Raw genomic sequence first — 13076 nt, 5'->3', positions numbered from 1 at the left:
TGCATACAGGTCAGTTGGAGCTCGGGAGCAGCTCGGGCGCGTCGGCGTCGGTGCCGTGCCCGGTGCGGAAGTACGGCGATCTGCGCCCCCACTTCGCCCACGCGGCCACGACGAACCCGGAGGCGATCATCGCGACCGGCATGAGCAGCAGGAACCAGCCGTTGTCCGCGCGGAGTTCCAGATGGTCGGTGGAGCGGTAGAAGGACCACCCCAGATACCCGCCGAGCCCCAGCAGCGCCAGAGCGCTCAGCGCGGGCAGCACCACCGCCCTCAGCCCCTCGCGCAGCCCCTCGCGCAGCGCGGCGCGGAAGCGCACCGCGGCGGCGAGCGCGGTCAGCGCGTACGACAGCGAGACGACGATCCCGACCGCGTTCACCGTGGCGTTGATCATGTCGGCGAGACGCGGGATCACCAGCGCGAGCAACGCCACCGCCGCGGACACCGCCCCGATCAGCAGCGTCCCGGCCGCCGGAGTCCCGTACCGGGAGCTGACCTTGGACCACACCGGCCCGAGGGTACGGTCCCGGCTCATCGCGAACATCCCGCGGGCCGTCGGGATGACCCCGGCCTGGAGCGAGGCCACCGCCGAGAACATCAGCGCCACCAACGGCAGCGCGGCCAGCGGCTGCTGGGCCAGCCGGTCCCCGAAGTACGCCAGGCCCTCAGCACCGTGTCCGGCCAACTCCGGCCCGGACAGCACCCGTTGGAAGGCGACCGAGCCGAGCAGGAACAGCCCGAGCATGGTCACCAGGGTGATCGTCCCGGCCCGAGAGGCGTCGCGCGGCTCGCGCACCTCCTCGTTGACGGTGAACGCGGCCTCGAAACCCCAGTAGCAGAACACCGACAGCAGCAGCCCCTGCGCCAGGGCGGACGCCGAGGGGATCGCGAAGGGGTCGAACCAGGAGAGCCGGAACGGGTGCGGGCCCACGGCGATGCCGTAGCCGCAGAAGCCCAGCAGGACGGCGTACTCGAAGAGCAGCAGCCCGGTCTGCAGCCGGGCCGCCGTACGCACCCCGGTCACGGCGGTCAGGGTGACCGCGACCAGCACGACGATGCCGAGGGCCGTCGTCTGCGCCGTGGAGCCCGGGTCGAGCGCGAGCGAGCCGATCCGGTGCACCCCCGCCTCCCCGGCCAGCTGCAGCAGGGCGGAACCGGTGACCGCGGTGGTATAGGCGAGGAAGGCCACGCTCGCCACGCAGTTGACCCAGCCGACCAGGAAACCGAGCCAGGGGCTGAGCGAACGGCCCACCCACACATAGCCGTTGCCCGCGTTCGGCTCCACCCGGTTGAGCCGGGAGTAGGCCCCGGCGATGCCGAGGATCGGCAGGAACGCCAGCAGCATGATCGCCGGCAGATGCAGGCCGACGACCCCGGCCGTCACGCCGAGGCCGATGCCGATGCTCGTGGTCGCGGCCGTACTGGACGCGGCCACGGCGACACCGTCCAGCACGCTCAGGGACTTGCGCAGCTCGGGCTGCGCGGGGGGATCCACACCGAAGGGGGTCTGGTTCATCGCCGGCTCTCCGCTCGCACCGGGGGGCCTGGTCGGCCCCGGTGACCGGAGATGAAACCGCCCGCGCACTTCACAGGTCAACGGTGTTGTCATAAGGTGCCGGGCAATCCGAGGAGGCCCCATGAGCGAACGCGTCGTACCGGCCGCCGGCCGGCAGCGCCGACGCCCCACCAAACAGGGCGTCGTCCTGTCCGAGGAGCTGATCGTCGCCACCGCGCTGCGGCTGATCGAGGAGCACGGCGCCGACGCCCTGTCCGTGCGCCGCCTCGGCCGGGCCCTCGGCGCCGATCCCAGCTCCCTGTACCGGTACTTCCGGCACACCGACGATCTGATGCTGGCCATCGCCGACGAGCTGATCGGCCACACCATGCGCACCTGGCGGCCCACCGGCGACTGGCAGGCCGACCTGCGCGATCTGGGCCTGCGGATGCACGCCGGCGCCCTCGCGCACCCCCGGGCGGCGGTGCTCAGCGCCCACCGGGTCACCGGCCGGGCGCACGAGATCCACGCCGTGGAGACCATCCTCGGGGTGCTGCGGCGGGCCGGGTTCCCGGATGCGGAGGCTGCGCGGCTCTACCACGCCTTCGTCGACCAGGCCCTCGCCTTCGGCGCGCTGGACTCCGCGGGCACCGCCCTGCCCCGGGCCGCGCGCGAGGCCGAGGCGGAGGTGTGGCGCACCACCTACGGCCGCCTGCCCGCCGCCACGCACCCGCACATCGCGGCCACGTCCCGCCACCTCGTCGCCACCATGCGGGCCAGTTCCTACCCGGCCGCCCTCGACCTGCTGCTGACGGCGGCACGGACACGCCTCGATCAATACCGTGCGCAAGGGGCGGGCTGACGGTCACACTGGCGGGGATGGCTATCCCGAGGAGGCCGTACGCCATGACCCCACCGCCCGCCCGCACCCTGGCAGAGCGCAAGAAGGACACCCTCCACCGGCTGGAGAACGACGTCGACGTCTGGGTCGCCACGGCCGGCCCCGACGGCGGTGCTCCCTTTCTCGTACCGCTGTCCTTCGTGTGGGACGGCGCCACCCTGCTGATCGCCACCCCGGCCGAGAGCCCCACCGGCCGCAACCTCGCGACCACGGGCCGCGCCCGCCTGGGCCTCGGCCCCACCCGGGACGTCGTCATGATCGACGCCACGGTCCAGATGGTTCCCCCGGAAGACCTCCCCGAGGAGGACGCCGAGGTCTTCGCAGGCAAGACCGGCTTCGACCCCCGCCTTCTGGCCACCCGTTACCTGTACTTCAAGGTCCTCCCACAGCGCGTCCAGGCCTGGCGCGAGGCGAACGAACTGAGGGGCCGGGAGCTGATGAGCGAGGGGAAGTGGCTCAGCGCCCCGTAAGGGCGCGGGGCTGTATCGATGTGCGGCTCCGCCGCGTTGGGGGTCCCCCTGTTCGAGCGAAGCCGAGAACTCGGGGGAGCGATCGACCACGACGGCGCCGCAGCCGCATACGGCCGATACCCCTATGGCGAGCCGGCGGCTCAACCCGGCCCACCCTCCTCCGAGGCCACAGGCCAAACACCGGTGGACCGCGCAATAGCCTTCGCTCCCGCACGATCCACCGCGCTGCGCACCACGGCGAAGATCGCCCCCTGCACCGCCGCGGCCAGCAGGATCTCGCCCCAGCCGCGGTCCGGGTCCAGCGCGTCGGGCGCGTCCTCCTCGTGCCGGAGCGCCTTCCAGGTCTGCCGGAAGGCGAGCCCGGCCACCGCGCCGCTCACCCAGCCGAGCACGAAACCGATCGGCTGGTAGACGAAGGGGAGCTTCTTCTTCTTTTTCTTGGCCATGGGTGACTTCTTCCGCGCCGGACCACCCTCCTAGCGGGCCGCCCTTCGGGGGCCACCCGTTCGCCGGGACGCCCGCGGACGAGGGCACGAAAGGGCCCCGCCGCGACGGGGGAACGCGGCGGGGCCTGTGGCACGAATGCCCGCGCCGAGAAGGGTTCACACCTGCCCGGCGCAGATTTATCTGAATTCCGCCGCTGCCCGGCGCGGTTCAGCTCCCGTCGAAGGGCTCCAGCACGAACACCGGGATCTCCCGCGAGGTCTTCTTCTGGTAGTCGGCGTACGGCGGGTACGCGGCCACGGCCCGCTCCCACCACAGCGCCTTCTCCTCGCCGGTGACCTCACGGGCCCGCAGGTCCTGCTTGGCCGGCCCGTCCTGGAGCTCGACGTGCGGATCGGAGGTGATGTTGAAGTACCACACCGGGTGCTTGGGCGCGCCGCCCTGCGAGGCGACCACCGCGTACGTTCCGTCGTGCTCCACCCGCATCAGCGGTGTCTTGCGGATCTTCCCGCTCTTCGCGCCCCGCGTCGTCAGGACGATCACCGGCAGCCCGGTGTCCATGAGCGTCGTCCCCTTCGTCCCGCCGGAGCTCTCGTACAACTCGACCTGCTCGCGCACCCACTGCGTCGGGCTGGGTTCGTACTCACCCTCAAGAGGCATGGGATCCGTCCCCTTCATCGGTCCAACGGCTGTCTGCCACCGGCTCCAACACCGGTGGCCGCACGGATCATCCGCACCGCGGATCCCTTCCCCCGAACGGCCGTTACCTCACAGGTAATCGACCCCTGGCACCGGCCGGCGGCACAGTGGCCCCGTCCCACCGCCCAGGCCCCCGCCCTGCGAGGAGAACACCCATGGCCGCCATCCCCACGACCCGCACCGTCGTACAGGAACTGCTCAGCCGGATCGGCGCCGGCGACGCGCGTCGGATCGCCGAGCTGTACGCGGACGGCTGCGACTGGCGGCTGGACTGGCCGGAGGAGGAGCACGGCCGCGCCGACACCCCGTGGATCCGGCACCGCTCCACCCGTGCCGACGCCGCCGGCCACTTCCGGGAACTGGCCGCCCACCATGTGCCGGAGAAGGCGGACACGAGCGTCGAGCGGATCCTCGTCGAGGGTGAGGACGCGGTGGTCCTCGGTGTCATCCGGCAGACGGCGGCACCCACAGGCCGCGCGTACACGGCCCGGTTCGCCCTGCACCTCACCGTCCGGGACGGCCTCGTCGTACGGCACCACGTGTACGAGGACAGCCTCGCCGTGGCCCGCGCCTTCGCGCCGGACGCAAGCCGTACCCTGGAGTCATGACCGGCCAACCGGGCGGACCTCCGTCGGCCGGTGCACGGCTTCAGGCCGCCGGATCCGGCCGGTTCCCTTCCCTCGCACCCCCTTCTTCGGCCAGATCCCGCGGATCACCGAAGTGGCCGAACTTGACGTGGACCCATAGGTGCCTCGGGCATCTAATGAAGATCGGTACCACGCACTTCTTCGTCTGCGAGGTCTTTCCATGACGGAACTGACGGACATGACCACCCCGGGGACTCCGGCCGAACCCGTCGCCTTCCCGCAGGACCGCACCTGCCCCTACCACCCGCCCACCGGATACGAGTCACTGCGCGACGGGCGAGCCCTGTCCCGCGTCACCCTCTACGACGGCCGCGAGGTCTGGGCGGTCACCGGACACGCCGCCGCCCGGGCCCTGCTCTCCGACCCCCGGCTGTCCTCCGACCGCCGCCACCCCGACTTTCCCGTGCCCACCGAGCGCTTCCAGGGCGTCCGGGACCGCCGGGTGGCCCTGCTCGGGCTGGACGACCCCGAACACAACCAGCAGCGGCGGATGATGATCCCGGAGTTCACCGTCCGGCGCGCCACCGAGCTGCGGCCCTGGATCCAGCGGGTCGTGGACGAGCTGCTGGACCGGATGACCGCCCAGGGACCGCCGGCCGAACTGGTCTCCGCCTTCGCGCTGCCCGTGCCGTCGACGGTGATCTGCGGCCTGCTCGGCGTGCCGTACGCCGACCACGAGTTCTTCGAGGAGCAGTCCCGCACCCTGCTGCGCGGCCCGACGGCGGCCGACAGCATGGCCGCCCGTGAGCGCCTGGAGGAGTACCTCGGCGGGCTGATCGACGAGAAGGACAGGGCGACCGAGCCCGGCGAGGGCATCCTCGACGACCTCGTCCGCCATCAGCTGCGCGACGGCGCCCTGGACCGTGCCGAAGTCGTGTCGCTGGCCCTGATCCTGCTGGTCGCGGGTCACGAGACCACCGCCAACATGATCTCCCTGGGCACCTTCACCCTGCTCCAGCACCCCGACCGGCTGGCCGAGCTGCGCGCCGACCCGGCCCTGCTGCCCGCCGCCGTGGAGGAGCTGATGCGGATGCTCTCCATCGCGGAGGGGCTGATGCGGGTGGCGCTGGAGGACATCGAGATCGCCGGCGCCACGATCCGGGCCGGGGAGGGCGTGGTCTTCTCGACCTCGGTCATCAACCGGGACCCGGGGCAGTACGCGGACCCCGACACCCTGGACTTCCACCGCTCCACCCGCCACCACGTGGCGTTCGGCTTCGGCATCCACCAGTGTCTGGGCCAGAACCTGGCCCGCGCGGAGCTGGAGATCGCCCTCGGCAGTCTGCTGTCCCGGCTGCCCGGCCTGCGCCTCGCCGTCCCGGCCGAGGAGATCCCCTTCAAACGCGGCGACACGATCCAGGGGATGCTGGAACTCCCCGTGACCTGGTAAGAGGCTCAGCTCATGAACATCAGGATCGACATCGACACGGACGTCTGCATCGGCGCGGGGCAGTGCGCGCTGACCGCCCCGAAGGTCTTCACCCAGGACGACGACGGCTTCAGCACCGTGCTCCCCGGCCGCGAGGTCGGCGCGGGGGACCCGATGGTCAGGGAGGCGGCGCGCGCCTGCCCGGTCGGCGCGATCAGGGTGTCGGAGCCGGCCGGCTGACCCCCTCCGGGCGGCCGGCGGCCGCCACCAGCGCCCGCGCCGCCGCACGGGCCTCGGCCGCCGGCCGGGTGCCGCCGGTGATGCCCGCCGTGACCATGGCTCCCTCGGCCAGCAGGAACAGGGGGCCGGTGAGCGCGGCGGGCAGTGCGGCGGCGTCGACCAGTGAGGCCAGGTAGCTGCGGAACGCCTCCTTGTGTGCGCGCACCTGCTCCGTCACCGGGGCGGAGGTGGCGCCCAGTTCGCCGTAGGCGTTGATCCAGGCGCAGCCGCGGAAGCCGTCCTCGGCGAACCACTCCTCCAGCCAGTCGAACACGGCCGGGATCCGCTCGCGCGGGTCCCGCTGCCGTGCGACGTGCTCGGCCAGCCGCCGCCGCCAGCGCTCGTCCCGCCGGGCCAGATACTCCGTGACGAACTGCTCCTTGGTGGGGAACAGCTGGTAGAGCCGCTTGAGCGAGAGCCCGGAGGCGCCGCGGAGCTCGTCCATGCCCACCGCCTGGATGCCGCGGGCGTAGAACAGCCGCTCCGCGGCGTCGAGCGCCTTGTCCCGGGCGGCCTGGGTGTCCATCGGCGGCATCGGCACTCCTTGACGATCCTTGACGTGAGAACGGGCGTTCTCCTACGGTAGCAGCCACACGGAGAACGCTCGTTCTCTCGTGTGTCCGAGTCAAGGAGGAGACCATGGCCGACCGCCCGCCCCTGCCGCCGTTCACCCGCGAGACCGCCGTGCAGAAGGTCCAGGCCGCCGAGGACGCCTGGAACACCCGCGACCCGCACAAGGTGGCCCTCGCCTATTCCGAGGACTCCGTCTGGCGCAACCGCGGCACCTTCGTCACCGGACGCGCCGAGATCGTCGCGTTCCTCACCGCCAAGTGGCAGCGCGAGCTGGACTACGCCCTGCGCAAGGACCTGTGGGCCTTCGACGGCAACCGCATCGCCGTCCGCTTCCAGTACGAGTCCCATGACGCCGACGGCCAGTGGTGGCGTTCGTACGGCAACGAGCTGTGGGAGTTCGACGAGCACGGCCTGATGACGCGCCGCGAGGCCAGCATCAACGACGTCGCCATCGAGGAGCACGAGCGCCGGATCTTCGGCCCCCGCCCCGAGGCCGAACGAGGGGCGACCTTCCCGCTTCAGTAGGGTTCCCGGATGACCGAACAGGCCGAGAAACCCTTCCTCTACGTCGTCGTCTGCGCGGCCGGCATCGCCTCCGGCGTCGGCGGGCTGATCACCGGCGCGCAGGCACGGAACTGGGAGGTCGGTGTCATCGCGACACCGGTCGCCGCGGGCGGCTTCTTCGACACCGAGGCGGTGGCGGCGCAGACCGGCCGTCCCGTCCGCTCGGCCTGGCGCACCCCCGCCGACCCGCGTCCGTTCCCGCCGCCGGACGCCGTCGCGGTGGCCCCCGCCACCTTCAACACCGTCAACAAATGGGCGGCCGGCATCGCCGACACGCTCGCCCTCGGCACCCTGTGCGAGGCCGCCGGCCTCGGCATACCCGTGGCGGCTCTGCCCTGTGTGGCCGGCGCCCTGGCCGCCCACCCCGCCTACCGGGACAGTGTGGCCCGGCTGCGCGGGATGGGCGTCCGCTTCGGCGAGCCGTACAACGGCGAAGCCCGGCCGGACGGCAGCCGGCCGGACTTCGGGTGGGAGCGGGCACTGGACCTGATCGAGCCGCTCTAGCGGCAGGTCAGCTTCGGACCCTCCAGCATGGCCCCGGTGAACATGCTCTGGCCCTGCGGCACCCAGTAGCCGAGCTTCGAGACCACCGTGGAGCACTTCGCGCCGACGGTGACCCGGACCTTGATCTGCTCCGGGTGGCCGGGCTGGAGCTCGGTCACGGTGCAGTCCAGCGAGTGCGCCAGCCGGGTCTTCGACGGGTAGCGGCCCACCAGCGGGTTCACACAGCGGCGGTCGGCGCTGCGGACCTGCAGGCCGGTGCCCTCCTCACCGATCATGCCCAGCCGCGCGTTGCCGTCGCCCTGGTCGCTGTTCCGGTGGATCGTGTACGTCACCGTCGTCGTGGCGTTGCGGCGCAGTACCGCCTTGTCGACGGTGACGACGTGCGTGGCCTTCGCCGCCGGAGCGGTCAGCGACAGCGTGGCCCGCACCGAGCCCTTCAGGTCGACTCCGGCGGGCACCGACCTCACCCGCACGGTGGCGGAGAGGTCGTACGCGCCCGGCCCCGCGTACAGCCGCGAGCCGGGCAGCGATCCGGTGCCCAGCGACTTGCCGGCCCGGCGCACCTCCCACATGCCCTCGGTACGGCAGGCGTACCGGACCTTGGTGTCGGCGCCCTGACAGACGGCCGGTGCCGTGATGTTCAGCCGCGGGGAGCCGGTGTCCGCACACAGGCTGACCTGAGCCTGCTCACCGTGCGGGCCGTGCAGAGTGCCGGCGGCCGCGCACAGCGTGCCCGGCGTCTCGGGCGCGGCCGCGGAGTGCCCCCAGGCGGGGGTGACGAGGGTCAGCGGCAGCAGCGTTGCCCCGGCCAGGGCTCTGAGCGTGGTGGAACGTTTCGGCACCAAGTTTCCTCCAAGACGGCCATGACCGACCGAACGCCGGTCGTCTGCCGCCGAGAATGAGCCGACAGTACGACGATCCATCCTGTCCCACGCCGGCTGGTCACCTGACGGCAGCAACGACAGCGCCCCGTTCAAGGGCGCGGGGCCGTGTCGATATGCGGCTTCGCCGCGTGGGCCCGAGAAACCACGATGCCGCCGCACACGCACGACGGCATTTCGTGGCACCCCGGACGGCGCAGCGCTACCTCGTCTTTCGGACGTATTCAGAGCTGCCCGGCATGGACACATCCCGGTCTCGCCGCACGATGCTGATCCGCTCACCCCACCGGTCGAGCGCCTTGCGCAGACCGCTGTCGGTGTACTCGATGTCCACGACCCGGTCGTCGAACGCCTTCGCGTACACCCCGCACTCGTCGTACTGCCCGCACTCCTCCGTCACCGCGAAGTCCAGCCCGGCCCGCCCCCGCTCACCGGCCAGTTCGGCGGTGTTCTTCTGCCCGACGGCCAGGTGCCGGGCGTGGGCGTGCCGGGACAGCAGGGACATGAAGGCGGTCGCGTCGGACGCGGTGAGCAGGTGGTGGGAGCGGGTGTAGCTGTCGTAGTTGTCCGGCTCGACGGCGTCGTAGCCCTTCTGCGCGCACCCGTCGATCCACTGGTTCACCCGCTCGGCGACCCGGGTGCGCTTGGCCGGGGTGCCGATGTCGAGCAGCGCCTCGTTCCAGTCCTCGTCGATGACGACCTGGCCGTGCGCGTCGCGCAGCAGCAGGTCGGCCGGCCACGAGGCACGTTCCTGGGGCTGGGCCTGGAAGGCGTTGACGTAGCAGATGTTGTACAGGCCCGGCGCGGGGGAGTCGGAGCGGTCGCGGCTGACGATCCGTACGTCCTTCGGCGGGGGATAGGCTCCGCCGATCTGGTAGTCGAATCCGGCGTGACGCGGCGGCAGCCGCACGGCGGCCGGCGGTGCCGAGCTGCTCGTGTCCTTGTCGGCGGAGCCGCCGGAGCCCCCCGCGGCACAGCCTGCCAGGGCCGACACGGTGACGATCAGGGCTGCTGCCAGGGCGCCCGCGGTCCTCCGGGAACCCGCGGCGCGAAGAACACCCGTGGGGGGCAAGTCCGCTCCATCCTGCCCACGCCGGGCGGCGCGGCACGTGTCAGGATCAAATCGCCCGCGCGTTCTCATAGTCAAGTCGGCGCCCCGTCCCGTCGTACGCTCGGTCACGTCCATCGTTTTCCGACGGCGGGAGCAGCAACGATGCAGTACGTGAAGCTCGGTTCCACGGGCCTGGACGTGTCGCGGATCTGTCTGGGCTGCATGACCTACGGTCTGCCCGACCGCGGCGTCCACGAGTGGACCCTCGACGAGGAGGCGTCCCGCCCGCTGATCCGGCAGGCGCTGGAGGCGGGCATCAACTTCTTCGACACCGCCAACGTCTACTCCGACGGCACCAGCGAGGAGATCGTCGGCAAGGCCCTGCGCGACTTCGCGAACCGCGACGAGATCGTGCTGGCCACCAAGGTCAACGGCCGGATGCGGCCGGGCCCCAACGCGGCCGGACTGTCCCGCAAGGCCGTCATGACCGAGATCGACCACAGCTTGCGCCGCCTCGGCACCGACTACGTCGACCTCTACCAGATCCACCGCTACGACCACGCCACCCCGGTCGAGGAGACGATGGAGGCGCTGCACGACCTGGTCAAGGCGGGCAAGGTCCGCTACATCGGGGCGAGTTCGATGTACGCGTGGGAGTTCTCCAAGGCGCAGTACACGGCCGAGCGGCACGGCTGGACGAAATTCGTGTCCATGCAGAACCACTACAACCTGCTGTACCGCGAGGAGGAGCGGGAGATGCTGCCGCTCTGCGCCGACCAGGGTGTCAGTGCGCTGCCGTGGAGCCCGCTCGCCCGGGGCCGGCTCACCCGCGACTGGGGCACGGTCACCGAGCGCAGCGCGGGCGACAACTTCGGCGGGCGGCTGTATCTGGAGAGCGACCGCTCGATCGTCGAGGCCGTCACCCGCGTCGCGGAGGCCCGCGGCGTCCCCCGCGCCCAGGTGGCCCTCGCCTGGCTGCTCCACCAGGACACGGTGGCGGCCCCGATCGTCGGCGCCGGCAAACCCCGGCACATCGAGGATGCCGTGGCCGCGGTGGAGCTGGAGCTGACGGAGAAGGAGCTGGCGGAGCTGGAGCAGCCGTACACGCCGCGGGCGATCAGCGGTCACTGACCCGTCAGTGGGGTCCGTGCGGTACGAACTCCGTGCCGCACGGACCGGCCCCCTCGCTCTCCGCCAGCGGCACCCGCTCCCCGCTCATCGCCAGCGTCCGGTAGTACGCCCCGATCCGCTCGGCCGACCGCCCCACGTAGTGTCCGATGAACGAGCGCCGGAAGCGGTCGGCGGAGCGGTTGGGCCCGGAACCGTGCACCAGGCTGCCGTTGAAGAACAGCACGTCCCCCGGCGCCAGATCGACGGCCACCGGCACGAGTCCGGGCGGCGGCGGGACGTACTCGCGGGCGAACGACTGCTCCTCGTCGGCGAGTTCGGGACAGAACAGGTCCATCCGGTGGGTGCCCGGGACGACTTCGAGGCCGCCGTTCTCCCGGTCGATCGGCTCGCAGGCCACCCATGCCGCGATGCACGTGCCCGGCTCGACCCGCAGATAGAAGTTGTCCTGGTGCAGCGCCTGCCCGCGTGCCCCCGGCGGCTTGAAGTAGAACATGCTCTGCGCGGCCAGCACCTCCTCGCCGAACAGCACCTCCAGGACGGTCCGCAGTCGGGCGTCCAGCAGCAACTCCCGTGCCGGGGCGCTGAATTCGTGCGGCTGCATCACCCGGGGATGGCGGCGCAGCGGGTCGGGGTCGGCCGGGCGGGGCTCGAAGTGCCCCGGCACCGGACCGGCCGCGTGCAGTGCCGCGAAGACGTCGCACAGCCGCTCGGCCTCGGCCCGGTCGAACAGTGCGCGTACGACGGTGAATCCGTCCTCCTCGAACCGCTGCCGGAGTGTCTCGGGCAGGATGGCGTTGTTGTCCGTGGCTGTCATGAGTGCGCTCCTGAAGTCCGGTGCTTCTGTGTCCGTCACGCTAGGCGGGCACAGCCGAAGGGAGGATGTCCGTGCGTGCTGAGGAACTGCCCGTGACGGCTGCCGCCGGCGATCCGTCCCCGCCGCCCGGACTGGTGGTGACCGGCCGCTACGACCAGGGTCCGGGCTACGGCGTCAACCGGCCCGGGGGATCCGCCAGCTGGCTGTTCACCTTCACCACGGGCGGGCGCGGCCTGCTCCGCCAGGGCACCGCCGGCACCGAGGCCGGCGCCGGGGACCTGGTGGTGCTCGCACCCGGCACCGGACACCGCTACACCGTCGCGCCCGGCGCCGCGCACTGGCGGTTCTGGTGGACCCATTGCGGAACCCGCCCGTCCTGGACCCCGTGGCTCGCCCCGTACGCCGTGGCCGACGGCCTGTACGCCGTACCGTCCGTCCCCGCCGCCCTGCACGACCGGATCGGGGCGGCCTTCGCCCGCATGCTCGCCGACGGCCGGGGGCCGGGCCTCGACGCCCCGCGCGAGCCGGAGCCGGTCGCCGTGGCCGAGGGCTTCCTGGAGAGGGAGCTGGCCCTGTGCGCGCTGGAGGAGGTCGTCCTGCTCGCCGCGCGCGGTGCCCGCGAGTCGGTCGCCGTGCCGGCGGGTGATGACCGGGTGCGCCGTGCCGAGGAGTTGATCGCCGCCGACCCCGGTGCCCCGCACACCGTCCGCTCGCTCGCCGAGAGCGTCGCGCTGTCGCCGTCCCGCTTCGCGCACCTCTTCACCCGGCGTACCGGCCGCTCCCCGATGCGGGCCCTGCGCGAGGCCCGGCTGCGGCACGCGGCCCGGCTCCTGGAGGCCACCGACCTGACGGTGGAGCGGGTGGCGGCGGCCTCCGGATTCCCGAGCCCGTACCACTTCAGCCGGGTCTTCCGGGAACACCACGGGGTGCCGCCCGGCGCCTACCGGGCGGGTGAACGGCGGTAAGGGGGAGCGGTAAGGGGGAATCGCGTTTGCCTCGACCGGGCGCTTTTGACAAATCGTCAACGGAAGGTCTTGCGTTCGGAATAGTCGAGAAACGTGAGATCCCTTGTTCCTCTGTGCCGCGCTGTGCAAAAGTGTGCGCTGTCGGCGTGCAGACAAATTACATTCCCCGCTGCATGCGTCAGGCCGCTCCCCGTACACCCCTCACGCTTCAAAAGAGCCGCCTCAGGTGGACGTCAGAGCTGCCCATCACCTCCCCATACCCGTTGGTATGGACTAATTCCCGTATCGCGTC

At 71.7% G+C, this 13076-nt stretch carries 16 protein-coding genes; 9 read left to right on the top strand and 7 right to left on the bottom strand.

The window, feature by feature from the left end; translation table 11 throughout:
• Positions 1 to 10: 10 nt before the first annotated feature.
• Positions 11 to 1513 carry an APC family permease gene (locus O1G22_RS05545; RefSeq protein WP_270080257.1) on the bottom strand — a complete coding sequence of 501 codons (1503 nt, stop codon included), beginning with the start codon at positions 1511 to 1513 and terminating at the stop codon, positions 11 to 13.
• A 121-nt stretch (positions 1514 to 1634) separates the two neighbouring features.
• Here O1G22_RS05545 and O1G22_RS05540 point away from each other — a divergent pair, with 121 nt between their 5' ends.
• The gene (locus tag O1G22_RS05540) at positions 1635 to 2354 is read left to right on the top strand and encodes a TetR/AcrR family transcriptional regulator (protein WP_270080256.1); all 720 of its coding nucleotides are present in this window, start codon (positions 1635 to 1637) and stop codon (positions 2352 to 2354) included.
• Between the two features lie 44 nt (positions 2355 to 2398).
• A complete protein-coding gene (locus O1G22_RS05535) occupies positions 2399 to 2863 on the top strand; it encodes a pyridoxamine 5'-phosphate oxidase family protein (RefSeq protein WP_270080255.1) in 465 nt (154 codons plus the stop codon).
• Positions 2864 to 3003: 140 nt separating this feature from the next.
• Here the strand turns inward: O1G22_RS05535 and O1G22_RS05530 are convergent, their stop codons facing one another.
• Positions 3004 to 3309, bottom strand: a complete 306-nt coding sequence (locus O1G22_RS05530; protein WP_270080254.1) for a DUF4235 domain-containing protein — start codon at positions 3307 to 3309, stop codon at positions 3004 to 3006.
• Positions 3310 to 3517: 208 nt separating this feature from the next.
• Positions 3518 to 3967, bottom strand: a complete 450-nt coding sequence (locus O1G22_RS05525; RefSeq protein WP_270080253.1) for a nitroreductase family deazaflavin-dependent oxidoreductase — start codon at positions 3965 to 3967, stop codon at positions 3518 to 3520.
• A gap of 194 nt (positions 3968 to 4161) precedes the next feature.
• Between O1G22_RS05525 and O1G22_RS05520 the strand changes: the two genes are divergently transcribed.
• The 3 genes from O1G22_RS05520 (at position 4162) to O1G22_RS05510 (ending at position 6262) form a co-directional block, all read left to right on the top strand.
• Positions 4162 to 4614 (top strand): nuclear transport factor 2 family protein, encoded by a 453-nt coding sequence (locus tag O1G22_RS05520; protein ID WP_270080252.1) that lies wholly within the window; start codon positions 4162 to 4164, stop codon positions 4612 to 4614.
• Positions 4615 to 4813: 199 nt separating this feature from the next.
• Entirely contained in the window at positions 4814 to 6043 is a 1230-nt protein-coding gene (locus tag O1G22_RS05515; RefSeq protein WP_270080251.1) for a cytochrome P450, read from the top strand.
• Positions 6044 to 6061: 18 nt separating this feature from the next.
• A complete protein-coding gene (locus O1G22_RS05510) occupies positions 6062 to 6262 on the top strand; it encodes a ferredoxin (RefSeq protein ID WP_270086340.1) in 201 nt (66 codons plus the stop codon).
• Here the strand turns inward: O1G22_RS05510 and O1G22_RS05505 are convergent.
• Positions 6237 to 6827: a TetR/AcrR family transcriptional regulator gene (locus O1G22_RS05505; protein WP_270086339.1), complete on the bottom strand. Its 591-nt coding sequence runs from the start codon at positions 6825 to 6827 to the stop codon at positions 6237 to 6239. The genes O1G22_RS05510 and O1G22_RS05505 overlap by 26 nt on opposite strands.
• Before the next feature lie 113 nt (positions 6828 to 6940).
• Here O1G22_RS05505 and O1G22_RS05500 point away from each other — a divergent pair, with 113 nt between their 5' ends.
• On the top strand, positions 6941 to 7399 hold the full coding sequence (locus O1G22_RS05500) for a nuclear transport factor 2 family protein (RefSeq protein ID WP_270080250.1): 459 nt from the start codon (positions 6941 to 6943) through the stop codon (positions 7397 to 7399).
• Between the two features lie 9 nt (positions 7400 to 7408).
• Positions 7409 to 7942, top strand: coding sequence for a flavoprotein (locus O1G22_RS05495; RefSeq protein ID WP_270080249.1), 534 nt, complete (start codon positions 7409 to 7411; stop codon positions 7940 to 7942).
• On the opposite strand, the gene O1G22_RS05490 is transcribed toward O1G22_RS05495, so the two are convergent.
• Together O1G22_RS05490 and O1G22_RS05485 are read right to left on the bottom strand one after the other, a co-directional pair.
• Positions 7939 to 8784 (bottom strand): hypothetical protein, encoded by an 846-nt coding sequence (locus O1G22_RS05490; RefSeq protein ID WP_270080248.1) that lies wholly within the window; start codon positions 8782 to 8784, stop codon positions 7939 to 7941. The two genes, O1G22_RS05495 and O1G22_RS05490, sit on opposite strands and share 4 nt — an antisense overlap.
• A gap of 241 nt (positions 8785 to 9025) precedes the next feature.
• Positions 9026 to 9895 carry an endo alpha-1,4 polygalactosaminidase gene (locus O1G22_RS05485; RefSeq protein ID WP_270080247.1) on the bottom strand — a complete coding sequence of 290 codons (870 nt, stop codon included), beginning with the start codon at positions 9893 to 9895 and terminating at the stop codon, positions 9026 to 9028.
• 141 nt (positions 9896 to 10036) lie between these two features.
• Here O1G22_RS05485 and O1G22_RS05480 point away from each other — a divergent pair, with 141 nt between their 5' ends.
• Complete coding sequence (locus O1G22_RS05480) at positions 10037 to 11005, top strand: aldo/keto reductase (protein ID WP_270080246.1); 969 nt, start codon at positions 10037 to 10039, stop codon at positions 11003 to 11005.
• A 4-nt stretch (positions 11006 to 11009) separates the two neighbouring features.
• On the opposite strand, the gene O1G22_RS05475 is transcribed toward O1G22_RS05480, so the two are convergent.
• Positions 11010 to 11819: a phytanoyl-CoA dioxygenase family protein gene (locus O1G22_RS05475; protein WP_270080245.1), complete on the bottom strand. Its 810-nt coding sequence runs from the start codon at positions 11817 to 11819 to the stop codon at positions 11010 to 11012.
• 65 nt (positions 11820 to 11884) lie between these two features.
• On the opposite strand from O1G22_RS05475, the gene O1G22_RS05470 reads away from it, so the two are divergent.
• Positions 11885 to 12784: a helix-turn-helix domain-containing protein gene (locus O1G22_RS05470; RefSeq protein WP_270080244.1), complete on the top strand. Its 900-nt coding sequence runs from the start codon at positions 11885 to 11887 to the stop codon at positions 12782 to 12784.
• The last annotated feature ends 292 nt before the right edge of the window (positions 12785 to 13076 follow it).

The sequence above is a fragment of the Streptomyces camelliae genome, from assembly GCF_027625935.1.
GTDB classification, from domain to species: domain Bacteria; phylum Actinomycetota; class Actinomycetes; order Streptomycetales; family Streptomycetaceae; genus Streptomyces; species Streptomyces camelliae.
This window is presented reverse-complemented; position numbering and strand designations above follow the sequence as displayed.

Bases quoted from the DNA above. Each gene is read 5' to 3' on its own strand.
- O1G22_RS05545 (WP_270080257.1), bottom strand. From the start codon at position 1,513: ATGAACCAGACCCCCTTCGGTGTGGATCCCCCCGCGCAGCCCGAGCTG.
- O1G22_RS05540 (WP_270080256.1), top strand. From the start codon at position 1,635: ATGAGCGAACGCGTCGTACCGGCCGCCGGCCGGCAGCGCCGACGCCCC.
- O1G22_RS05535 (WP_270080255.1), top strand. From the start codon at position 2,399: ATGACCCCACCGCCCGCCCGCACCCTGGCAGAGCGCAAGAAGGACACC.
- O1G22_RS05530 (WP_270080254.1), bottom strand. From the start codon at position 3,309: ATGGCCAAGAAAAAGAAGAAGAAGCTCCCCTTCGTCTACCAGCCGATC.
- O1G22_RS05525 (WP_270080253.1), bottom strand. From the start codon at position 3,967: ATGCCTCTTGAGGGTGAGTACGAACCCAGCCCGACGCAGTGGGTGCGC.
- O1G22_RS05520 (WP_270080252.1), top strand. From the start codon at position 4,162: ATGGCCGCCATCCCCACGACCCGCACCGTCGTACAGGAACTGCTCAGC.
- O1G22_RS05515 (WP_270080251.1), top strand. From the start codon at position 4,814: ATGACGGAACTGACGGACATGACCACCCCGGGGACTCCGGCCGAACCC.
- O1G22_RS05505 (WP_270086339.1), bottom strand. From the start codon at position 6,827: ATGGACACCCAGGCCGCCCGGGACAAGGCGCTCGACGCCGCGGAGCGG.
- O1G22_RS05500 (WP_270080250.1), top strand. From the start codon at position 6,941: ATGGCCGACCGCCCGCCCCTGCCGCCGTTCACCCGCGAGACCGCCGTG.
- O1G22_RS05495 (WP_270080249.1), top strand. From the start codon at position 7,409: ATGACCGAACAGGCCGAGAAACCCTTCCTCTACGTCGTCGTCTGCGCG.
- O1G22_RS05480 (WP_270080246.1), top strand. From the start codon at position 10,037: ATGCAGTACGTGAAGCTCGGTTCCACGGGCCTGGACGTGTCGCGGATC.
- O1G22_RS05475 (WP_270080245.1), bottom strand. From the start codon at position 11,819: ATGACAGCCACGGACAACAACGCCATCCTGCCCGAGACACTCCGGCAG.
- O1G22_RS05470 (WP_270080244.1), top strand. From the start codon at position 11,885: ATGTCCGTGCGTGCTGAGGAACTGCCCGTGACGGCTGCCGCCGGCGAT.